Raw genomic sequence first — 22,158 nt, 5'->3', positions numbered from 1 at the left:
CCGCCGACTTCACCGCCGCGCCACATCCGAAAAATAAAACTTGTCCAGCGTATGCCGCGATTCGGTGTACTCGAACTGCCGGCCGTCCTGAAGAAAGGTCTGGTTACTCACCACGATCACATGGCTCTGGCCGTCGAGGTCCAGGTGTTGCTGGTCGTCCTTGCCGCAGCGGACTGCTTCGATGGTGCGCTGGGCGTAGGCGATTTGCAGGTGCAGGGTCTGTTCGATGAAGGCGTAGATCGACTGCATGGCGATGTCGCGGGTCAGGCCGGGGATCACGTCGCTGACGAAGTGGTTGATGTCCAGGATCACGCGCTTGCCGTCGATTCGCCGGACCCGCTTGATGCGGGTGATCGGGCTCCCTGCGGGGGCCTTGAAGTGTTCGAGCAGCGCTCCTTCCAACGGCAACTGGCTGAACTCGACCACTTCGGTACTGACATCGTTGCCCAGGCGCGGGTAGGTCTCCTGGAAGCTGACGATGCCGCCGAGCTGGAATTCGATGGGCTGGGTCGACAGCACGAAGGTGCCCTTGCCATGGATCTTCTGGGCGAAGCCGCGCTCCTGGAGTTGTTCGATGGCCTTGCGCACCGTGCCACGGCTGGCCTGATAGCTGTCCATCAGTTCGGTTTCGGAGGGCAGACGAGCGCCTCGCTCCAGGCGTTCGGTGGTAATGCTGGTCAGCAGATCGTTGTAGATCTGGTTGTATTTGCTCATGGAGAGGGCTCTGTACCGCGCTGTTCACCGGGGCGGAACCTTACGGGCCAAGTGGGGGAGTTGTCCATTCGGCTGTCGTCATTTGACGACAGGAGCGTAGGACGTTTCCCGGTTTTCGGAGGCTTATCATAAACAAAAACAAAACTCGTCTGTACGAGTTGTTGATTTAACTCGTACAGACGAGTAATTTCTCTTCCACGTGCTGTCGACTCTCAATAACAAGAATGACGCGGAAGAAAAAAGCATGAGCCACGATTACTCCAAAATCGCCAGCGAGCTGCTGCAAAGCTTGGGTGGCGTCGACAATATCGAGCAGGCTGCCCATTGCGTGACGCGCCTGCGCCTGTCCCTCAAGGACGCGGCCCGGGTGGACAGTGCCACGCTGAACCAGATCGACCTGGTCAAGGGTTCGTTTTTTACCGGTGGCCTGTTCCAGGTGGTCATCGGCCCGGGCGAGGTGGAAAAGGTCTATGCCGCCCTGCGCGAGCTGACGGGCCTGGCCGCCGCGACCATTGCCGACGTCAAGCGCCAGGGCGCGCAGAAGGGCAACGGCATGCAGCGCCTGGTGCGGGTACTGTCCGATGTCTTCATGCCCATCCTGCCTGCGCTGGTGATCGCCGGCCTGCTGATGGGCGTCAACAACCTGTTGGGTGCCAAGGGCATGTTCATTGCCGGGCAGACGTTGCTCGATGCCTTTCCGAACCTGGATGGCGTCTGGAGCCTGATCAACCTCATGGCCAATACCTCCTTCGTCTTTCTCCCGGCCCTGGTGGGCTGGTCGGCGGCCAAGCGTTTCGGCGGCAGTGAGATCCTTGGCATCGTGCTGGGCCTGATGCTCGTCCACCCGGACCTGCTCAACGCCTGGAACTACGGCAAGGCCGTGGCGGGGCTGGAAGGCCAGAGCCTGCCGTACTTCGACATCTTCGGCTGGTTCCGGATCGAGAAAGTCGGCTACCAGGGGCAGATCCTGCCGATCCTGCTGGCGGCCTATGTCATGAGCGTGATCGAGCGATGGTTGCGGGCCAGGGTGCCCAACGCCATCCAGTTGCTCGTGATCCCCATCACCACCATCGTAATCACCGGTGTACTGGCCCTTGCCATCATCGGTCCGGTCACCCGGCACCTGGGCATCCTGATTACCGAAGGCATGGTGGCGCTGTTCGACCTGGCGCCGGTGATTGGCGGGGCGATTTTCGGCCTGCTCTATGCGCCGCTGGTGGTCACCGGCATGCACCACATGTTCCTGGCGGTGGACCTGCAATTGATCTCGACCCAGGGTGGCACCTTCATCTGGCCGATGATCGTCATGTCCAACCTGGCCCAGGGCAGCGCGGCGCTGGCGGTGTTCTACATGACCCGTAATGCGCGGGACAAGAGCATGGCGTCCACGTCGGCGATTTCCGCTTATTTCGGCATCACCGAGCCGGCAATGTTCGGCGTCAACCTGCGCTACAAATTCCCTTTCTATTGCGCGCTGGCCGGCTCGGCCCTGGGCTGCATTTTCCTGTCGCTGAACAAGATCAAGGCCTCGGCGATTGGCGTCGGGGGCCTGCCGGGTTTCATTTCGATCGTGCCCGATTACATACCGATGTTCGTGGTCGGCATGGTCATCGCCATGAGCGTGCCCTTTGCCCTGACCTGCGCGTTGAGCATGAAGATCGTCCGGCCAGGGTATCGGGTGGCCTGACACCTGTGGGAGCCGGGCTTGCCCGCGATAAGGCCCGCAGGGCCAGTACCAAACAGAACGAAGGAATTTCGCCATGCAAGACTGGCAACGCTCAGTGATCTACCAGATTTATCCAAAAAGTTTCTACAGCCATGGCGGCCAGGCCACCGGTGATTTGCGAGGGGTGGTGGACAAGCTCGACTACCTGCACTGGCTGGGTGTGGATTTCCTGTGGCTGACACCGTTCCTGCGTTCGCCGCAACGGGACAACGGCTATGACATCAGCGACTACTACGCCATCGACCCCAGCTACGGCACCATGGCCGATTGCGAATTATTGATTACCGAAGCGAGCAAGCGCGGTATCAAGCTGATGCTCGACATCGTGGTCAATCACACCTCCATCGAACATCCCTGGTTCCAGGCCGCCCGCAGCAGCCTCGACAACCCGTACCGCGATTTCTATATCTGGCGGGACCAGCCGAACAACTGGGAATCCAAGTTCGGCGGCTCGGCCTGGGAGTACGAAGCGCAGACCGGCCAGTATTACCTGCACCTGTTCGACCACACCCAGGCCGACCTGAACTGGGACAACCCCCAGGTGCGCGCCGAAGTGTTCAAGATGATGCGTTTCTGGCGGGACAAGGGGGTGGGGGGCTTTCGTCTCGATGTGATCAACCTGATCTCCAAGCCGGCCGACTTCCCTGACGACCATACCGATGGCCGGCGTTTTTATACCGACGGTCCTAACGTGCATCGCTACCTGCAGGAAATGCATCGGGAAGTCTTCGAGGGGTTCGACCTGATCAACGTCGGCGAGATGTCGTCCACCAGCCTCGAACACTGTGTTCGTTATTCGTGCCCGGCGTCCCGTGAACTGTCGATGACGTTCAATTTCCATCACTTGAAGGTGGACTACCCGAACCTGCAAAAGTGGGTGCGGGCCGACTTCGATTTTCTTGAACTCAAACGCATCCTGTCCGACTGGCAAGTCGGCATGCAGGCCGGTGACGGTTGGAATGCGCTGTTCTGGTGTAACCATGACCAGCCGCGGGTGGTGTCGCGGTTCGGTGATGACGGCGAGTACCGCGAGCCTTCGGCGAAGATGCTCGCCACGGCGTTGCACTTTCTCCAGGGCACCCCGTTCGTGTACCAGGGCGAGGAGTTGGGGATGACCAATCCGGGCTTCGAGCACATCGAGCAGTATCGCGATGTGGAAACCCTGAACATCTATCGTCTCAAGCGCAACGCCGGGGTGTCGGAGGCCGACGCCATGGCGCCGATCATGCAGAAATCCCGTGACAACGGGCGCACGCCGATGCAGTGGAATGCCGGGCCGAACGCGGGTTTCAGCCGGGCCGAACCCTGGATCGGCGTGCCCGCCAACGCCGCGTTCATCAACGTCGAGCAGCAACAGCAAGACCCGACCTCGGTGCTGCATTACTACCGTCAATTGATCGCCCTGCGCCGCAGCGAAGTCTTGATCCAGGACGGCGTCTACCGCCTGCTATTGCCCGAACATCCACACGTGTGGGCGTACCTGCGCGAAGGGCAAGGCGAGCGCCTGTTGGTGGTCAGCCATTTTTATGGAGGCGACTGCGAGGTGGAACTGCCCGAAGGGGTCCTCACCCATGATACGAAACAACGCTGGGTGATCGGCAACTACGAGGCCGGCGAACACCGATACCGACGGCTGCGCTTGCGGCCTTACGAGTCGTTTGTGTTGCACCTGAGCGACTGAATAAAAACTTCCCCTGACCCAGGCAATGCCTGACAGCGAACACGTTGCGCCAGACGCATCGTGGGCCCTTTGTCGTCAGCCAAATGGCGGCTAAGGGGGGAAGTCATGGAGCAAAAAAAACAATAAGAAATAATGGAGAGGCGTATGAAAACAATAATAAACCGTGGCCTTGCCGCGTCCTGTATCTGCCTGGCGCTGCCGTTCCCGGTTCAGGCCCTGGAGTTTTCCGGTTATCTGCGCAGCGGCGTCGGCAGCGCGACCAATGGCCGTTCACAATCCTGCTTCCAGTTGCCCGGGGCGCAGACTAAATATCGGTTGGGCAATGAATGCGAGCAGTACGGGGAACTGGAACTGCGCCAGGATCTTTTCACCCTCGACGATGGCTCGGTGTTGAGCGTGGACGGCATGGCGTCGCTGTACAACCGCTATGACCGCACGCCGACTTTCCAGGGTGAAAACGGCTCGGCGCGCATGCCGCAGATGTATGCCCAATGGTCGAACATGCCCAGCCTGAACGGCGGGTCGCTGTGGGCCGGTCGGCGTTACTACAAACGTAACGACATCCATATCTCGGATTTCTACTACTGGAACCAGAGTGCTACCGGTGGCGGGATCGAGGACGTGCTGATCGGCGGGTTGAAATACAGCTACGCCTTCTCGCGCAAGGACAACCTCTACCAGAAAGACCCGGTCAACCGGCATGACTTCAACGTCGCCGGTTTCAAGGCCAACCCCGGTGGCGAGTTGGAGTTTGGCCTGAGCTTCATCGACCGGGCGGACCGTCGCGACGCCCATCGCGGCTGGGCCCTGACCGCCCAGCATGTGCAACAGGACTTCCTGGGTGGGAAGAATAAACTGGCCTTGCAATATGGCGAGGGGCCCGGCACCGGGCTGGGTTATACCGGCGACACCGGATTGGACGACAGCAATAAGAGTTATCGTCTGGTGGAGTTTTTCGATTGGCAGGTCACGCCACGTTTCGGTGGGCAGGTGCAAGCGGTGTACCAGAAGGACATCCGCCCCGATGGTGCTGACCAGGACTGGCTGTCGTTGGGGGTTCGCCCGGCATACGCCATCACCGATCAGTTCAAGCTGGTGGCCGAACTGGGCCATGACCAGGTTCAGGCCAGCGGTGGAACTCGCAAGCTGAGCAAATTCACCTTTGCGCCCACCTGGTCGCCCAAGGGCCCGGAATTCTGGGCTCGCCCGGAAATACGCCTCTACTACACCTACGCCAGTTGGAACGAGGCGGCCAAGCGTGCTGCCAATGAACTGGCAGCCGGTTCGGCGCTGTCGGACACCGGTGTATTTGGCGGTGCGCGGCATGGTTCCAACGTGGGCCTGCAAGTCGAATACTGGTGGAAATGACCCGTGTAGCGCGGGTCGCTGATCTCTGCGTGCCCGCGATGCCAAAAAGAACAGACAGCAGCAGGTGAAGCCTCATGAACACAACGCAACCTTTGCAATTGCTCGCACCGCTGTCCGGGGTCTTGATGCCCTTGGACAGCGTGCCGGATCCAGTCTTCTCCAGCCGAGTAGTGGGGGATGGCATCTGCATCGATCCGACCTCGCAGACCCTTTGCGCACCGCTGTCCGGTGTCATCGGCACGCTTCAGGACAGCGCCCATGCGGTGAGTGTCACCGCTGACAACGGCGTCCAGGTGCTGATGCATATTGGCCTGGACACGGTCAATCTGGCGGGCAAGGGGTTCACCTCGCGGGTGACAATGGGGCAACGGGTCGAGGCCGGCCAGCCGCTGATCGATTTCGATGCCGATTACATCGCCCTGCATGCGCGCAGCCTGTTGACGCTGATGCTGGTGGTCAGCGGTGAACCCTTCAGCCTGCTCGGGGACGGGGCGAGCTGTATCGAGAGTGGTGCTCCGTTGTTGCGTGTGTGCCCAGCGGAACAGGGGCCTGTCGACGAGGCGCAGCAGGGCTCGGTGCTGTTTTCCAAGCCGCTGATCGTGCCCAATGAAAGTGGCCTGCATGCCCGTCCTGCCGCGGTGTTCGCCCAGGTGGCCAAGGGGTTTGATGCCAATATCCAACTGCATAAGCAGCAAGCCGGCGCCAATGCCAAATCACTGGTCGCGATCATGGCGTTGCAGACGGCCAAGGGCGACAGTGTGCAGATCAGCGCCGCCGGCCCTCAGGCCGGACAGGCCATCGAAGCGTTGGAACATTTGCTGTTGTCGGGGTGCGGCGAAACGGTGCAAGCGCCGCTGACGCCGGCGCCGACCGTCACCGACGAGCCATCGATACCTGGCCGGCTGCGGGGTGTCTGTGCGTCGCCCGGTTCGGCGTTTGGTGAAGTGGTCCAGGTCGCCTCCCAAGTGTTGGAAATCGAGGAGAAGGGGGCCGGCATCGAGGTTGAGCAGGCCGCCCTGGATCAAGGGCTGGAGCAAGCGACGCAAGCCTTGAAGGCGTTGCAGGACGAGGCGGTGGGCAGCGTTCAGGCGCAGATTTTTCGCGCCCATCAAGAGTTGCTGGAAGACCCCACCTTGCTGGAGCAGGCCCAAGCCTTGATCACCGAGGGCAAGAGCGCGGCATTCGCCTGGAGGACCGCTACCGAGGCGAGCGCTGCGCTGTTCCAGCAATTGGGCAGCGCTTTGCTGGCCGAGCGCGCAGCGGACCTGGCCGACGTCGGGCAACGGGTGCTCAAGCTGATCCTGGGGGTTCAGGACAACGCCTGGAACCTGCCCGAACGGGCGATCCTGGTGGCCGAGCAACTGACGCCCTCCCAGACCGCCAGCCTCGACACTTCACGCATCGCCGGTTTCGTCACCGTGGGTGGCGGCGCCACCAGCCATGTCGCGATCCTCGCCCGTGCGCTGGGCCTGCCCTCGCTGTGTGGCGTGGCGCACTCCGTGTTGGCCCTGGATAACGGTACCCGGGTGTTGCTGGACGCCGACAATGGCAAACTGCACGTGAACCCGGATCAAGCCCTGGTCGAGCAATTCCAGGCCACTCGTGACCGGCAGCACGAGCGGCATCAGCGTGACCTCGAACAATCGGCCCTGGCGGCTCGCACCCTTGATGGTCATCGAGTCGAGGTCAGTGCCAATGTCGGGTCGCTGCGGGACGTGGAGCAGGCCATGAGCCTGGGCGGCGAAGGTGTCGGGCTGTTGCGCTCCGAACTGCTTTACCTGGATCGCGCACACCCTCCTGGCCATGACGAGCAAGCGGCCCTGTACAGCGCCGTCGCCCGGACCCTGGGGCCGGAGCGCAATCTGGTGGTACGTACCCTGGATGTGGGCGGGGACAAACCGCTGGCCTATGTGCCGATGGCTCATGAGGCCAATCCATTCCTCGGCATGCGCGGTATTCGCCTGTGCCTGGAGCGCCCCCAGTTGTTGCGTGAACAGTTCCGGGCCATTCTCGCCTGTTCGGGGCTGGCGCGGCTGCACATCATGCTGCCCATGGTCACGCAACTGGCAGAGCTGCGCCTTGCGCGACAGATGCTGGACGAAGAGGTCCGCCATCTGGGACTCAAACAGGCGCCGAAGCTGGGCATCATGATCGAAGTGCCGGCGGCGGCGCTGATGGCTGACCTGTTTGCCCCAGAAGTCGATTTCTTCTCCATCGGCACCAACGACCTGACCCAATACACCCTGGCCATGGACCGTGATCACCCACGCCTGGCCAGCCAGGCCGACAGCCTGCATCCCTCTGTGTTGCGCCTGATCGCCCGTACGGCCGAGGCCGCCCGTGCCCATGGCAAATGGGTCGGGGTGTGTGGTGCGCTGGCATCGGAACCCCTGGCGGTGCCGGTGTTGCTGGGGTTGGGCGTGGATGAGCTATCGGTCAGTGTGCCGCTGATTCCGGCGATCAAGGCCAGCGTGCGTGAATGGAACCTTAGCGAGTGCCGTACGCTGGCCCAACAGGCCCTGGGCCAGGAAAGCGCCGAGCAGGTGCGTGACCTCCTGCGTACTCATTCATCCACGGCCACCCCGGCCACCCTGGCCATGGAGCATTGAACATGTTAGACAAACTGCAACAGGCATTCTGGAAAGCCCTGACCCCGGACCTGGTGCCGGAAGAGCCCAAGCGACCGGCCTCGGTAGATGGGCTGGCGCCGGCCATCATCGCTGCGTTGGGCGGTGCGGAAAACCTCAAGACCCATCAGCCCGTGGCACTGACGCGGCTGCGGGTGGAACTGCGGGATGTGGCGCGGATCGATCGGATGGGCTTGAGTGCCGCCGGTGTGGCAGGCGTGATGACGCTGGACAACGGTGTGGTGCATCTGGTCACTGGCTTGCGAGGCTGAACCGAAGCTGGCACACCGCGAAGACGATTCTGGGGCTGCTGCGCAGCCCAACGGGATAAATCCCCTCGCCACGGGGGAACGATCGACGCCCAGGCTCTGCACAAAGTCGGGTTTTAAATTGTGCTTAAATGCCAACTTCCCCATCGTTGCTCTTGGCTTGTCCACGTTTGTCCGTCGCTCTCTGCAAGTGAATGCGCAAAGCTGTCGGCCGCTCACAACAAGACTGCAAACTTCCATCCCAAGAACACCGTGCCGACAAACTCAGAAACGGTGTCACTGCCCTTATGTTCAAACGCATCCTGTCCGCTCTGAGCGGCAAGAAATCCAGCACGTCGACACCGGTTTCTTCCGCGCACACTGACGCGCCACCGCCCCAGCCGGACGAGAGTGAGTTGATCACGGTCTACGACAGCTACGGCCGTGAGATGCAGATCACCCGCAACGAGTGGCGCAACAATGTCTTCCTGCCAAACCTGCGAGAGAAATGGAATTCTGCCGACGAACTCTACAGCCTGATTATCTCGGGTTTGAATGATGGTTTTGTCGCTGACTTGATCCCGGCCGCGGCACAACTGGTCGAGATCGACAGCAATCCCGAGCGCAGCCATGTCATCCAGGGCATTGTGCTGCTGGAGAACGGCCAACTCGCTGCCGCCGAGAACGCGCTGCGCACGGGGATGGCGAAAGTGGGCGCGACAGGCACCTTGCTGACCAACCTGGCCAAGGTCTTCAGCGACCGAGGCGAGCAGGCGCTTGCCGACGAAACGCTTTGGCACGCGGTTCAAGCCGACCCGAATCAAGAGAATGGCCTGTTGTGGTGGGCGGCCATTCAGCGGGAAAAGGCCGGCGAGGCGGGTTATCTCGAGGCACTGCGTACCGTGGCTGCGTTACCCGGCAGTTGGCGTGCGCCCTTGTGGCTGGCGCGTCATTGCCTGGAACAGAAGGATGTCGAATCGGCACGCGTGTTTTACACGCAGGTGCTGACGGCGGGTACGTTCGACGGCAGCGCGCTGATGATGATCTCGGGCGACTTGGGTAACAACGGCCAGATTCCACTGATCATCGAGTTGGTCGAGCCCGCCTACGATGAGCACAAACACGACCCCATGGCCGGTATCAACTTGCTGCGCGCCTATCAGGAACTTGGCCAAGCGGCCGAAGGCGAGGCGCTGCTCGCCCGCCTGTATGCCCTGGGTTTTGCGCCGATCAAAAGCCAGCTCGACCAGTTTGCCCAAGCCTTCCAGCAAATGCACAAGCAGGACGCCCAAGGCGTGCCGGTGGATCCTGAAAGCCTGCAGTTCGCGACGTTGGCATTGAGCCAGCCGATCTGGCACTACGGTTTGCGCAACGCCGATTGGTTCTTCGCGCAGAAACTGGAAGGGGCATCGGAAATCGGTTTCTTCGCGCTGTCCAAAAGCACAGACGGGGCAGAACGCGCCGAATCGCAACGGGAGGATGAACTGGGACGCTTCTCGCGCGCGATTCCTCTATACCTGGCCGAAGCCGTGCACTACTGGAGCGACCATGTAGGCACTTGCTATATCCAAATCGTGGAAGGCGGCGGCCCGGTGCTATCGGGGTGTGAGGCCGACGGCCAAGCGCTTTTCGATATCGTGCCGCCGACGATGAAGTCCTTCATCACCGGCGAGATCGGCTGTTCGGGTGAGGGTGATCAAGCCCAATGGCAGCTTTCCCTGAGCCTCTGGGACTGCGCGACCCGCACCAGGCAAACTACCGAAAGCGGCAGCGCGGTGAAGGCTGATATCGGTGCGCTGGTACTCGACCTTGAGCAGCGCTTGCTTGCGCGCATTGGCCTGAGGCGCGAGACGCCCGTGGATTCGTTCTACCTGCATCCCACCGCCGAGGTCCTGCCGGTCTACCTGACCGAACTGGGCCAGGCCTTCATGTTGACGCTGCTGGCGAACGGCCGCATGCCTAAATCCGCGATGTGGGGTGAGCGTGCCATGCTCGATTGGCCGCTCAACATGGCCCTTCATTGGCCCACGGTGGAAGTCGCCAAGCTGATGTACATCTCCGGGCTGGGTAAGGCCCACGATTACCAGTCGGACGTACTCGCCGAATACAAGGAGCGCAGCCTGCAGTGGCTGCGCGAGTTGGAGCAGGCGGGCAACCCTGCATCGCGCTTGGCGCCGTTGATATGGAAGGTGTTCGGTATGCAGGTGGAGCTACAGGCTTACCTGCGCCACCTGCCTGACGATACCAGTGCTGCGCACAAGGCCTGGCTGGAGCGGGTGAGCGAGGCTGGATGATCGACAAGTCGCTCGGAGACGGCCCAGGCGACTGACGGCATGGGTTGGCCGGTGTGCGTTACAGGCGCGTTCTATACTCCTGGCACCCATTACGGCGACAGCCACGCCGCAACAAGGAGCCAGCCATGAACGACACCCAACGACTCGCCGCCTTGCGCATGGTTTTGATCGTTGTCGGCCTGATCGCCATCTTCGCGTTCTGGCCGCTGATGAACCTGTGGCCGTCTGGCTGGGCGTGGCACAGCGGCCATTCCCACTATCCGCTGATGATTGCCGGAATCTACGCCACCCTCGGTGTGTTCCTGCTGATGGCTTCGCGCGATCCGATGAAACACCTGAGCCTGATCTGGTTCACGGTATGGTCGAGCATCGTGCACGGCGCGATCATGGCCGTGCAGTCCTTCGACGTCGAGATGGATGGGACCCGGCATATGGGGCATTTACTCGGCGATGTGCCGGCGCTGTTCATTGCCGCGGCGGCGCTGGCTTTTTTCATGCCACGCGGTAACCCGACGCACTAGCGGCTTCGAGTGGGGCGATGGTGCTCTCTTCCGGATCTCGAGCATTTCGGCACAATTGTCGAGCGTTTCGGCACACTGACCATTTGGCGTTCAACCTAGACTCTGGCTTCATTTTCAGCCTCAAACGGAGTCGCGATGAACATCAGATCAATCCTGCCTGCACTTTCCTTGGCTGTGACATTCAGTGGATACGCCGCCGACTTTTCACTGTCCAGCCAGGACATTGCCGACAATCGCCCATTGACCCAGCGGGAAGTGTTCCAAGGCTTCGGTTGCGAAGGCGGCAACACCTCGCCGCAGCTTTCCTGGATAAACGCCCCCACCGGCACTAAAAGCTACGCGATCACGGTCTACGATCCCGATGCGCCGACGGGGAGCGGTTGGTGGCATTGGACGGTCTTTAACCTGCCCGCTTCTGTCCATAGCCTGCCAAGAGGGGCAGGGCCAAGTTTGCCTGCCGGTGCAGTTCAAGGGCGAACTGACTTTGGTCAATCCGAGTTTGGCGGCGCCTGTCCTCCAGTAGGGGATAAACCCCATCGCTATCAATTCACCGTATGGGCATTGAAAGTCGATAAGCTAGCGCTCGACAACCAGGCCAGCGGGGCGTTGGTAGGGTACATGCTCAATGCCAACGCCTTGGCCAAAGCGACCATTACTTCAACTTACGGACGTTAAGCACGATGCACCCTTGTGAGGGCATACAGCACCGGGAGAGCATTATCGATGCGTGTGTCATTCGGGCGCGCCAGCCCCTGACCTTGTCAAGGGTGCCGGTGTTCGTGACGACTTTGTGTCGAGTGCGCCAAGGGGAAAAGCTGTTGCAGTGGGATGGCCGGGAGATGCGCGCCGGGCCGCAACATCTGATACTGATGCCGGCCGGGCGCGAGTTGGGTCTCTCAAACCTGCCCGGTCCCCAGGGTCACTACATCGCCGATGCGGTGACCTTTCCCGCCTCGACATTGCGCAGCTTCAGCAACCGTTATAGCCAGCAGATCATGAGCCGTCGCGGTGTACTGAAGAGCGATCTATGCGTCCGCCTGGACAGGCACACGACCCAGGCATGGGATCAGTTGCTGACTGCCATCAGGGATGACGCCCCCCAGGTATTACGCACACATTATGGGGAAGCGGTTCTCCTGGGCCTGTGCCTTGGCGGCCAACTCGGCCCCTTGCTGATGGGGCGCAACGATCCACTTTGCGAGCGTGTGCAGCAGTTGGTAATGGGCAGCCCGGAGAGAGACTGGACGGTGGCGGACGTCGCACAACACCTGAACCTGGGGGAGTCGACGTTGCGTCGCCAGTTGGCGAATGAGGAGGACAGTTTCCGCAATATTCTGGAGGGCGTTCGATTGGCGACCGCGTTGCAATGGCTGCAGACCACTTCTCGGCCGATCGGTGAAATTGCCGGGGCCTGTGGTTACGCCTCGGCCTCACGTTTTGCAGTGCGCTTCCGCTCACGCTATGGGCTGTCGCCACGTGAATTGCGGGACGGGATTTAAGCTTTCCGGAGGTCACCTTTGGAACACAGGGGTGGACCAACATCAAGCGCCTGAGATGTCGAAACCTTGGAAGTTGGGCTGATGGGGGCTGAGAAGACCTGTGGATAATTTCTATAGGTTTTTTCATTTTTGCAGCCCTTACCGTTTCTCATCTGCGGGTGTATCGTATTCGCCTTTTGCGGGCCCATCGGTTCGCCGCGGATTCAATAGGTGGTTGCGTTCATGTCCTTTACCCGTCGCCAAATACTCGGTGGCCTGGCCGGTCTTGTTGTCGTTGGCGTGGGTGCGGGAGGTGCGTCGCGGTACTGGTTGGGCAAGCGCGCCGATGCCGAGGCCGGTCATGACTATGAATTGATCGCCGCACCGCTGGACGTCGAGCTGGTAGCCGGGCACAAGACCCAGGCCTGGGCGTTTGGCCCCTCGGCGCCGGGCACCGAGCTGCGAGTGCGCCAGGGCGAATGGTTGCGGGTACGCTTCATCAATCACCTGCCGGTCGCCACCACCATTCATTGGCACGGGATCCGTTTGCCGCTGGAGATGGACGGCGTGCCGTACGTCTCGCAATTGCCGGTGCTGCCGGGCGAGTATTTCGATTACAAGTTCCGTGTGCCAGACGCCGGCAGCTATTGGTATCACCCTCACGTCAACAGCAGCGAAGAGCTTGGGCGTGGGCTGGTGGGACCGTTGATCATCGAAGAGCGTGAGCCCACCGGCTTCAAATACGAGCAGACCCTGAGTCTCAAGAGCTGGCATGTGGACGAGCAGGGCGAGTTCGTCGCATTCAGCATTCCCCGTGAAGCGGCGCGTGGTGGCACGGCCGGCCGGCTGGCGACCATCAACGGCGTGGCGCAAGCGGTGATTGACCTGCCGGCCGGGCAGATCACCCGGTTGCGCTTGCTCAACCTGGACAACACCCTGACGTATCGCATCAACATCCCAGGCGTAGAAGCGCAGATCTATGCGCTGGACGGCAACCCCATCGAACCGCGCCCGTTGGGCAAGGAATACTGGCTCGGCCCGGGCATGCGCATTTGCCTGGCGATCAAGGCACCGCCAGCCGGTGAAGAGTTGTCGTTGCGCAATGGCCCGGTGCGCCTGGGCACCCTGCGTTCGGTGCCTAACAGTGACGCGCCGAGCCAATGGCCGCCGGCGCTGCCGCCCAACCCGGTGTCGGAGCCGGACCTGGCCAATGCGGAAAAACTCAACTTCAATTTCGAATGGGTCGGCTCGGTGTCGGTCAATGTCGACAATGGCAAGCCGCCGAGCCTGTGGCAGATCAACGGCAAGGCCTGGGACATCACCGACAAGACCTGCGCCGACCGGCCGATCGCCACGCTGAAGAAAGGCCAGAGCTACATTTTCGAATTGAAGAACATGACCCAGTACCAGCACCCGATCCATTTGCACGGCATGAGTTTCAAGGTTATCGCGTCGAACCGGCACAAGGTCGTGCCGTATTTCACCGACACTTACCTGCTGGGCAAGAACGAGCGGGCGCAGGTGGCGCTGGTGGCGGATAATCCAGGCGTGTGGATGTTCCACTGCCATGTGATCGACCACATGGAAACCGGCCTGATGGCCGCCATCGAGGTGGCTTGATGCGCCAGATTCGCCCTGCCAGGATCATCGACCGCAGCCGTGACCAGGACTTCATGCGCGAAGCCTTGGCCCTCGCCGCACAAGGCGCAGTCCTGGGCGAAGTGCCGGTGGGCGCAGTGCTGGTGCAGGACGGCGAGATCATCGGGCGCGGCTTCAACTGCCCCATCAGCGGCCACGACCCCAGTGCCCATGCGGAAATGGTCGCCATCCGCGCCGCCGCCCAGGCGGTGAGCAACTATCGCCTGCCCGGCAGCACGCTGTATGTGACACTGGAACCGTGCAGCATGTGCGCCGGCCTGATCGTCCATTCGCGTATCGCCCGGGTCGTCTACGGCGCCCTAGAGCCCAAGGCTGGCATCGTGCAGAGCCAGGGGCAGTTCTTCAGCCAGGGTTTCCTGAACCATCGGGTGATGTTCGAGGGCGGGGTGTTGGCCGAGGAATGCAGCACGGTGTTGAGTGAGTTCTTCAAGGCCCGAAGAGCCAAGCCCTCAGACTGACACCGTCCCCCCTGTGGGAGTGAACCTTTGTGGGAGCAAGGGCTTGCTCCCACAGTGGAGTTTTGTGGTGCTTGGGCGATTTACTTGCGCGCCACAATCACCGCCCGCATCGGCGCCGGCAGCCCTTCGATGGTTTTGCTGTGGTCGGCGGGGTCGAGGAAGTCGCTCAGCGACTGATACTTCATCCACTCGGTACTGCGCTGTTCCTCTACGGTGGTCAGGCTCACGTCCACGCAACGCACATCGCTGAACCCGGCGCGGCGCAGCCAGCGCTCCAGGGCCGGGACCGACGGCAGGAACCACACGTTGCGCATCTGCGCGTAGCGGTCCTCGGGCACCAGCACCTGGTGTTCGTCGCCCTCGATCACCAGGGTTTCCAGCACCAGTTCGCCGCCCTTGACCAGGCAGTCCTTCAAGGCCAGCAGGTGCTCGATCGGCGAGCGCCGGTGGTAGAACACGCCCATGGAGAACACCGTGTCGAAACCTTCCAGCTCCGCTGGCAGGGCCTCGAACGGGAACGGCAGGTGCCAGGCGTTGGGCTGCGACAGGTAGCGCTGCACCGCCTGGAACTGGCAGAAGAACAGCCAGTTGGGGTCGACGCCGATCACCGTGTCAGCTCCGGCGCCGAGCATTCGCCACATGTAATAGCCGTTGCCGCAGCCCACATCGAGGATGCGCTTGCCTTTCAGGTCCAGGTGCGGGGCCACCCGTGACCACTTCCAGTCCGAGCGCCATTCGGTGTCCACGTGCACGCCAAACAGGTCGAAAGGTCCTTTGCGCCATGGCGACAGGCCCATCAACGCGGTACGCATTTGCGCACGGGTTTCGTCGGAACACTCGGTGTCGAGCGTCAGGCCGTTCAGCAGGTCGACCGTGGTGGGTTGCAAGGCCGGTAGCGCATCGAGTGCGCTTTGCCAACGCTCCAGATCGCCATGGCCCTTTTCCATCTTGCTGTCGAGTTGCGTCTGCAGCGTCGCGGCCCAATCGGCCAGGGGCGTGCCGGCCAGATGGCGGGCGAGGGGGGACAGATCAATCATGGCAGGGCAATCAACGAGGCGAAGTTAAGACACTGGAACCACGGCACGACTTTCGAGAACCCGGCCGCCAGCAGGCGTTCGCGGTGTTCTTCGAGGCTGTCGGGCTTCATGACGTTTTCGATGGCGCTGCGTTTCTGGGCAATTTCCAGCTCGCTATAGCCGTTGGCGCGCTTGAACGCCACGTGCAGGTCGGTGAGCAGGGCGTGTTCCTCGGCATCGTTGAAACGCAACTTTTCCGACAGGATCAGGGCGCCACCGGGCAGCAAGGACTGGCGAATGCGGCTCAACAGCGCGGTGCGCTGGTCCGGCGCGATGAATTGCAGGGTGAAGTTCAGTGCCACCACCGAGGCCGGCTGGAACGTCAGTGCGAGGATGTCGCCTTCGATCACTTCCACCGGCAGCAGCTCCTGGAACATCGAGTCCTGGCCGTTGAGGTATTCGCGGCAGCGCTCGACCATGGCCGCCGAGTTATCCACAGCGATTACCCGGCAACCGTCGGTGCGCACGTGGCGGCGCAGGGCCTGGGTCACGGCGCCCAGGGACGAGCCCAGGTCGTAGAGCACGCTATTGGGCTGGGCGAATTGCGCGGCGAGCACGCCGAGGTTTTCGACGATGGTCGGGTAGCCCGGCACCGAACGCTTGATCATGTCCGGAAACACCCGCACCACGTCCTCGTTGAAGGCGAAGTCCGGCACTTGGGCCAGGGGTTGGGCGAATAGGCGATCGGGGTCTTTGCTCACGGCGGTTCCAGCGGCATGGGTGGTGAAAAGGCCGGCATTTTAACCAAAAAAACTGTGGGAGCGAGCTTTGTGGGAGCAAGCCTTGCTCCCACAGACCTTGCTCCCACATTTATCTTTGTTCAGTGCCGCTTTTGGATAAACGCCGACGCCGTAATCCCCCATTGGCCCAGCCAATAACTGACGATGATCAGGTAAGGCGCGGCATGGAAGGGCTGCACGAACCGGTTGATGCCGATCAGGCTGTCGGAGAACACAAACGCCAGTGCCCCGGCGGCGGCCAGCCAGGCCGAGCGTTTCGGCACGCCGCTGCCCAGCCGCGCCAACGCTCGCCAAAGCATGGCGCTGATGGCCAGGCCGTAGACAATCACCGGCACCAGCAACGGCCCGAGGCCGTTCGAGACCAGAATCCCCAATAGCACCGCGCCGATGCCCAAGGCCAGGGCCAATGGCAGCAGTGCCGGGCGGCGGCAGTCGCTGAGGTAGGCTTTCAGGTAGGCCAGGTGCGCCAGCAGAAACGCGCCGAGGCCGAACACGAACAGATCCCCCGGCCAGGCCAGCAACACATCACCCACCAGCGAAAAAATCAGCCCGAGGCTGATCCAGCGCCGATAGTCACTGGGCGGCGCATCGTGCAGCCAGCCGAGCAGGGCCAGGACCGGCATGGGCTTGACCAGCAGGCACAAGAGTGTGGCGTGCACGCTCAGGCCGTACAGGTAGGTGGCTGCGCCCATCAGTGCAAGGATCAGCCAGCCCACGGTCAATTCACCGAAATGGCGCAGTCAAAGGTTTCCACGGGCGGCACTTCCGGGGCCCAGGGCTGTTGATAAGTCAGGCGCAAGCGCCCGGTGCCGGTACTGAACGCTTGGAAGCGCCAGGTCGAGACACCCGCGGCGCCAACGATGCCGGCGTCTTCAGGATTGCGATAAACCTCCGGACCCAAGCCTTTGAGCACGCCACCGGCCGAATCCTGGATCGCCCAGCGATAACCGGTAGTGGGGTTGCTGGGCAAGCTCAGGATCAGGTTCTGCCCGTTATTGAGCCTTACCGGGCACTGGCTCAGTTTTTCCACGGTCACGTTGTTGCCGGTTTGCGTGGCGCAGGCGCTCAGCAGGGCGAGGCTGAGGGGGACGAGCAGGCGGGTGAGGGACATAAGGGTGGTGGCTCCGGCATTTACGACGAACGGCGAGCATAACCGAAGATGCTACTGGGTGTGTCAGCTGGGCATATGTTGTTGCTGATGCCGCTATCGCGAGCAAGCTCGCTCCCACAGGGGATTTGTGGTGTTCACAGCATTTGTGATCCACACCAAACCCTGTGGGAGCGAGCTTGCTCGCGATGAGGCCGGTACAAGCCGCTAGAGGAACATCAGAACAACACCTTGGCCACATCCGCAAACCGCTTGGCAAAGTGCACCGTAACGCCTTCCTTGAGGTAGTCCGGCAGTTCTTCGAAGTTGCCCCGGTTGGCTTCCGGCAGGATCAGCTCGTTGATTTTCTGCCGCCGCGCCGCGATGACCTTCTCGCGCACCCCGCCAATCGGCAGGACGTGCCCGGTGAGGGTCAGTTCGCCGGTCATGGCCACGCCTTTTTTCGGCGGCTGGTTGCGGGCCAGGGACAGCAAGGCGCTGGCCATGGTCACGCCGGCGCTCGGTCCGTCCTTGGGCGTGGCGCCTTCCGGGACGTGCAGGTGAACGAAGGCCTCGTCAAAGAACTTCGGATCGCCACCAAATTGCTTCAGGTGCGAACTGACATAGCTATGGGCGATTTCCGCCGACTCCTTCATCACGTCCCCCAGTTGCCCGGTCAGCTTGAAGCCGCGATTGAGGGTGTGGATGCGCGTCGCCTCGATCGGCAAGGTCGCGCCGCCCATGCTGGTCCAGGCCAGGCCGGTGATCACGCCGATGCCGGACAACACCTGCTCGTTGCGAAATACCGGTTTGCCCAGGGAGGCTTCGAGGTCCTTCGGCCCGAGCTTGATCACGGCCTTGGGGTCGTCGATCAGCTTCATCACCGCCTTGCGCACCAGTTTGCCCAGCTGTTTCTCCAGCTGTCGCACCCCGGCTTCACGGGCATAACCGTCGATCAGGGCCTTGAGGGCGTTGTCGTTGATACTCAGGCTGCCCTTGGACACGCCAGCCTTGGCCAGTTGCTTGGGCCACAAGTGACGCTTGGCGATGGCGACTTTTTCTTCGGTGATGTAGCCCGACAGGCGGATCACTTCCATCCGGTCCAGCAGCGGGCCGGGGATCGAGTCCAGGGTGTTGGCGGTGCAGACGAAGAGCACTTTCGACAGGTCCAGGCGCAGGTCCAGGTAGTGGTCGAGGAATTCGACGTTCTGCTCCGGGTCGAGGGTCTCCAGCAAGGCCGAGGCGGGGTCGCCCTGGTAGCTCTGGCCCATCTTGTCGATCTCGTCGAGCATGATCACCGGGTTCATCACTTCGACATCTTTCAGCGCCTGCACCAGCTTGCCCGGCTGGGCGCCGATGTAGGTGCGCCGATGGCCCTTGATCTCGGCTTCGTCGCGCATGCCGCCGAGGCTGAAGCGGTAGAACGGCCGCCCCAGGGATTCGGCGATGGATTTGCCGACGCTGGTCTTGCCCACGCCCGGCGGGCCGACCAGCAGCACGATGGAACCGCTGATCTCGCCTTTGTAGGCGCCGACGGCGAGGAACTCCAGGATGCGGTCCTTGATGTCGTCCAGGCCGGCGTGGTGCTGGTCGAGCACTTTGCGCGCGTGCTTGAGGTCAAGCTTGTCCTGGCCATACACGCCCCACGGCACCGAGGTTGCCCAATCCAGGTAATTGCGGGTGACGGCATATTCCGGCGAACCGGTTTCCAGGATCGAGAGTTTGTTCATTTCCTCTTCGATGCGCTTCTGCGCCTGGGCCGGCAGCACCTTGCCTTCGAGCCGCTGCTCGAACTGTTCGATATCGGCGCTGCGGTCGTCCTTGGTCAGCCCCAGCTCCTGCTGGATGACCTTGAGCTGCTCCTTGAGGAAGAACTCGCGCTGATGTTCGCCGATCTTGTTGTTGACCTCGGCGGAAATCTCTTTCTGCAGCCGCGCCACTTCGACTTCCTTGCGCAGCATCGGCAGGACTTTTTCCATGCGCCTGAGCATGGGCACGCAGTCGAGCACTTCCTGCAGTTCATTGCCGGTGGCGGAGGTGAGCGCAGCGGCAAAATCGGTCAGTGGCGAAGGGTCGTTGGGGCTGAAGCGGTTGAGGTAGTTCTTCAGCTCTTCGCTGTACAGCGGGTTGAGCGGCAGCAGTTCCTTGATCGCGTTGATCAGCGCCATGCCGTAGGCCTTGACCTCGTCGGTCGGCTCACTCGGCTGGTGCGGATATTCGACTTCCACCAGGTACGGTGGGCGATGGTGCTTGAGCCAGGTGCGGATACGCACACGGGTCAGGCCCTGGGCGACGAATTGCAGTTTGCCGCCTTCCCGGCTGGCGTGGTGCACCTTCACCAGTGTGCCGTACAGCGGCAGTTTCGAGGTGTCGAAATGACGCGGGTCTTCCTGGGGCGAGTCCATGAAGAACAGCGCCAGGGAGTGATGGTCGGACTTGGCCACCAGCTCCAGGGTCTCGGCCCATGGTTCTTCGTTGACGATGACCGGCAACACCTGGGCCGGGAAGAACGGACGATTGTGGATTGGGATGATGTAGACCTTGTCCGGCAGATTCTGGCCAGGCAGGGCCAGGCCGGTGCCGGAGGAGGTGTGTTCGATGTGTTCGGAGTCAGCGTATTCGTTGGTGGCTTCGGTAGAGTGCTGGTCGCTCATGGGGCACCTGCGCAATGGAGTATGGGTCTTAGATGGGGCAGGTGGGGGGTGGTTTCAATGGCGGGTGATTGTTAGCGGTTATTTCATTGGCCGGTTTTGCCCCGTAGGAACTGCCGAGCGAAGCCAGGCTGCGATCTTTCCCCTGACGCTTGAACCTCAAGCGAAAGCTCAAAAGATCGCAGCCTGCAGCCGCGCCTGCTGGTTCGCGTCAGGCAACCCGGTTCAAGTCGTTATGACGCGTTTCCTTCAAGCACAGCACGGCGATCACGCTGAGCAGCGCGGCCGCTGAAACGTAGCCCCCGACATAACTCAAACCACCCATTGCCACCAGTTTCTGGGCGAAGAACGGCGCGGCCGAGGCACCGACGATGCCGCCCAGGTTGTAGGCCGCCGAGGCGCCGGTGTAGCGCACGTGGGTCGGAAACAGTTCCGGCAGCAAGGCGCCCATGGGGGCGAAGGTCACGCCCATCAGGAACAGCTCGATGCACAGGAACAGCGCCACGCCGCCGGTCGAGCCGTGGGTCAGCAAGGGTTCCATGAGGAAGCCCGAGGCAATCGCCAACACGCCGCCGACGATCAGTATCGGTTTGCGCCCGTAGCGGTCGCTGGCCCAGGCCGACAGGGGCGTCGCGGCGGCCATGAACAGCACGGCAAAGCACAGCAGGCCCAGGAAGGTCTCGCGGCTGTAGCCGAGGGTGGATACGCCGTAGCTCAGGGAAAATACCGTCGAGATATAGAACAGTGCGTAACACACCACCATCGCCGCCGCGCCCAGCAAGGTTGGCGCCCAGTACTGGCTGAAGAGCTCGACCAACGGCACTTTCACCCGCTCCTGGCGGGCCATGGCATTGGCGAACACCGGGGTTTCATGGAGCTTGAGTCGAACATAGAGGCCGACGATCACCAGTACGGCACTGAGCAGGAACGGAATCCGCCAACCCCAGGCGCGAAATTGCTCATCGTCCAGGCTCATGGCCAGGGTCAGGAACAGCCCGTTGGCCGCCAGGAAGCCGATGGAGGGCCCCAGTTGGGGGAACATGCCGAACCAGGCGCGCTTGCCCTTGGGCGCGTTCTCGGTGGCGAGCAGCGCCGCGCCGCCCCATTCACCGCCCAACCCCAGGCCCTGGCCGAAACGCAGCACGCACAGCAGGATCGGCGCCCAGGCGCCAATGCTGGCGTAGCCGGGCAGCACGCCGATGAGGGTGGTGCACACGCCCATCAGCAGCAGGGACGCCACCAGCGTCGACTTGCGCCCGATCCGGTCGCCGAAATGGCCGAACAGCGCAGAGCCCAGCGGGCGGGCAAGGAAGGCGATGCCGAACGTCAGGAAGGACGACAGCATCTGTGCCGTGCCTGAGGTTTGCGGGAAGAACACCGGCCCGATCACCAGGGCCGCAGCCGTGGCGTAGACGTAGAAATCGTAGAACTCGATGGCGGTGCCGATGAAACTCGCGGTGGCCACGCGTGTGGTCGAGTTTGTCGGCTGGGCAGACACAGCCTCGTTGCAGGTAGCGGTCGTCATGCGGTTATCCCTGACAGTCATGTGCTCCATTGGAGCGAATTATTATGGTCGAACACCCAGGGATGTGGGCGGGTATCCTTTCGCTGTTTCGGGTAGGAACAATCGCAGGACTGATGCGGACTTTGCCGATGAACCGGCTGGGTGCGGGTAAGCACGGGGTTCGGGCGGGGCTGGGTAAGCGGATTGAGTATAGGAAGGAGGCTAACGATTCAACAAGTGAGCTCGCACACAATATTGAAGCGTGCGCTGGGCTTTTTGTGGCGAGGGGATAAATCCCTCGCCACAACTGTGTTTTACCTTGAGCC

18 protein-coding genes are annotated in these 22,158 nt (G+C 61.8%); 11 read left to right on the top strand and 7 right to left on the bottom strand.

Translation table 11 applies throughout. The features are described from left to right. Positions 1-9 precede the first annotated feature (9 nt). Entirely contained in the window at positions 10-714 is a 705-nt protein-coding gene (gene treR, locus KGA89_RS05580) for a trehalose operon repressor (RefSeq protein ID WP_223470865.1), read from the bottom strand. Positions 715-958: 244 nt separating this feature from the next. Between treR and treP the strand changes: the two genes are divergently transcribed. From treP to tadA, 11 genes are all read left to right on the top strand, one after another. After that, positions 959-2,401 carry a PTS system trehalose-specific EIIBC component gene (treP, locus tag KGA89_RS05575; protein ID WP_223470864.1) on the top strand — a complete coding sequence of 481 codons (1,443 nt, stop codon included), beginning with the start codon at positions 959-961 and terminating at the stop codon, positions 2,399-2,401. A 73-nt stretch (positions 2,402-2,474) separates the two neighbouring features. After that, positions 2,475-4,121 carry an alpha,alpha-phosphotrehalase gene (gene treC / locus KGA89_RS05570; RefSeq protein ID WP_223470863.1) on the top strand — a complete coding sequence of 549 codons (1,647 nt, stop codon included), beginning with the start codon at positions 2,475-2,477 and terminating at the stop codon, positions 4,119-4,121. Between the two features lie 144 nt (positions 4,122-4,265). Continuing rightward, complete coding sequence (locus KGA89_RS05565; RefSeq protein ID WP_223470862.1) at positions 4,266-5,489, top strand: maltoporin; 1,224 nt, start codon at positions 4,266-4,268, stop codon at positions 5,487-5,489. Positions 5,490-5,563: 74 nt separating this feature from the next. Further along, a complete protein-coding gene (ptsP, locus tag KGA89_RS05560) occupies positions 5,564-8,098 on the top strand; it encodes a phosphoenolpyruvate--protein phosphotransferase (RefSeq protein WP_223470861.1) in 2,535 nt (844 codons plus the stop codon). 2 nt (positions 8,099-8,100) lie between these two features. Further along, on the top strand, positions 8,101-8,388 hold the full coding sequence (locus tag KGA89_RS05555; RefSeq protein WP_223470860.1) for a PTS transporter subunit EIIB: 288 nt from the start codon (positions 8,101-8,103) through the stop codon (positions 8,386-8,388). Positions 8,389-8,672: 284 nt separating this feature from the next. After that, entirely contained in the window at positions 8,673-10,658 is a 1,986-nt protein-coding gene (locus KGA89_RS05550) for a tetratricopeptide repeat protein (protein ID WP_223470859.1), read from the top strand. A gap of 125 nt (positions 10,659-10,783) precedes the next feature. After that, on the top strand, positions 10,784-11,179 hold the full coding sequence (locus KGA89_RS05545) for a DUF6632 domain-containing protein (RefSeq protein ID WP_223470857.1): 396 nt from the start codon (positions 10,784-10,786) through the stop codon (positions 11,177-11,179). A gap of 135 nt (positions 11,180-11,314) precedes the next feature. Further along, positions 11,315-11,854 carry a kinase inhibitor gene (locus tag KGA89_RS05540; protein WP_053161926.1) on the top strand — a complete coding sequence of 180 codons (540 nt, stop codon included), beginning with the start codon at positions 11,315-11,317 and terminating at the stop codon, positions 11,852-11,854. A gap of 5 nt (positions 11,855-11,859) precedes the next feature. Continuing rightward, the gene (locus tag KGA89_RS05535) at positions 11,860-12,678 is read left to right on the top strand and encodes a helix-turn-helix transcriptional regulator (RefSeq protein WP_223470855.1); all 819 of its coding nucleotides are present in this window, start codon (positions 11,860-11,862) and stop codon (positions 12,676-12,678) included. Positions 12,679-12,900: 222 nt separating this feature from the next. Next, on the top strand, positions 12,901-14,277 hold the full coding sequence (locus tag KGA89_RS05530; RefSeq protein WP_223470853.1) for a multicopper oxidase family protein: 1,377 nt from the start codon (positions 12,901-12,903) through the stop codon (positions 14,275-14,277). Beyond that, on the top strand, positions 14,277-14,774 hold the full coding sequence (gene tadA / locus KGA89_RS05525; RefSeq protein WP_223470852.1) for a tRNA adenosine(34) deaminase TadA: 498 nt from the start codon (positions 14,277-14,279) through the stop codon (positions 14,772-14,774). The genes KGA89_RS05530 and tadA overlap by 1 nt, the downstream gene beginning before the upstream one ends. Before the next feature lie 80 nt (positions 14,775-14,854). Here the strand turns inward: tadA and cmoB are convergent, their stop codons facing one another. The 6 genes from cmoB to KGA89_RS05495 form a co-directional block, all read right to left on the bottom strand. After that, entirely contained in the window at positions 14,855-15,811 is a 957-nt protein-coding gene (gene cmoB / locus KGA89_RS05520; protein ID WP_223470851.1) for a tRNA 5-methoxyuridine(34)/uridine 5-oxyacetic acid(34) synthase CmoB, read from the bottom strand. Next, complete coding sequence (cmoA, locus tag KGA89_RS05515; RefSeq protein ID WP_003198073.1) at positions 15,808-16,551, bottom strand: carboxy-S-adenosyl-L-methionine synthase CmoA; 744 nt, start codon at positions 16,549-16,551, stop codon at positions 15,808-15,810. The genes cmoB and cmoA overlap by 4 nt, the downstream gene beginning before the upstream one ends. A gap of 119 nt (positions 16,552-16,670) precedes the next feature. Continuing rightward, positions 16,671-17,306: a lysoplasmalogenase gene (locus KGA89_RS05510; protein ID WP_003198074.1), complete on the bottom strand. Its 636-nt coding sequence runs from the start codon at positions 17,304-17,306 to the stop codon at positions 16,671-16,673. A gap of 2 nt (positions 17,307-17,308) precedes the next feature. Continuing rightward, on the bottom strand, positions 17,309-17,701 hold the full coding sequence (locus KGA89_RS05505) for a protease inhibitor I42 family protein (protein WP_003198077.1): 393 nt from the start codon (positions 17,699-17,701) through the stop codon (positions 17,309-17,311). 215 nt (positions 17,702-17,916) lie between these two features. Beyond that, entirely contained in the window at positions 17,917-20,331 is a 2,415-nt protein-coding gene (lon, locus tag KGA89_RS05500; protein ID WP_223470850.1) for an endopeptidase La, read from the bottom strand. Positions 20,332-20,539: 208 nt separating this feature from the next. Beyond that, the gene (locus KGA89_RS05495; protein ID WP_223470849.1) at positions 20,540-21,853 is read right to left on the bottom strand and encodes an MFS transporter; all 1,314 of its coding nucleotides are present in this window, start codon (positions 21,851-21,853) and stop codon (positions 20,540-20,542) included. Positions 21,854-22,158: the final 305 nt, after the last annotated feature.

The organism is Pseudomonas sp. A-RE-22 (assembly GCF_019956035.1).
Taxonomy (GTDB): domain Bacteria; phylum Pseudomonadota; class Gammaproteobacteria; order Pseudomonadales; family Pseudomonadaceae; genus Aquipseudomonas; species Aquipseudomonas brassicacearum.
This window is presented reverse-complemented; position numbering and strand designations above follow the sequence as displayed.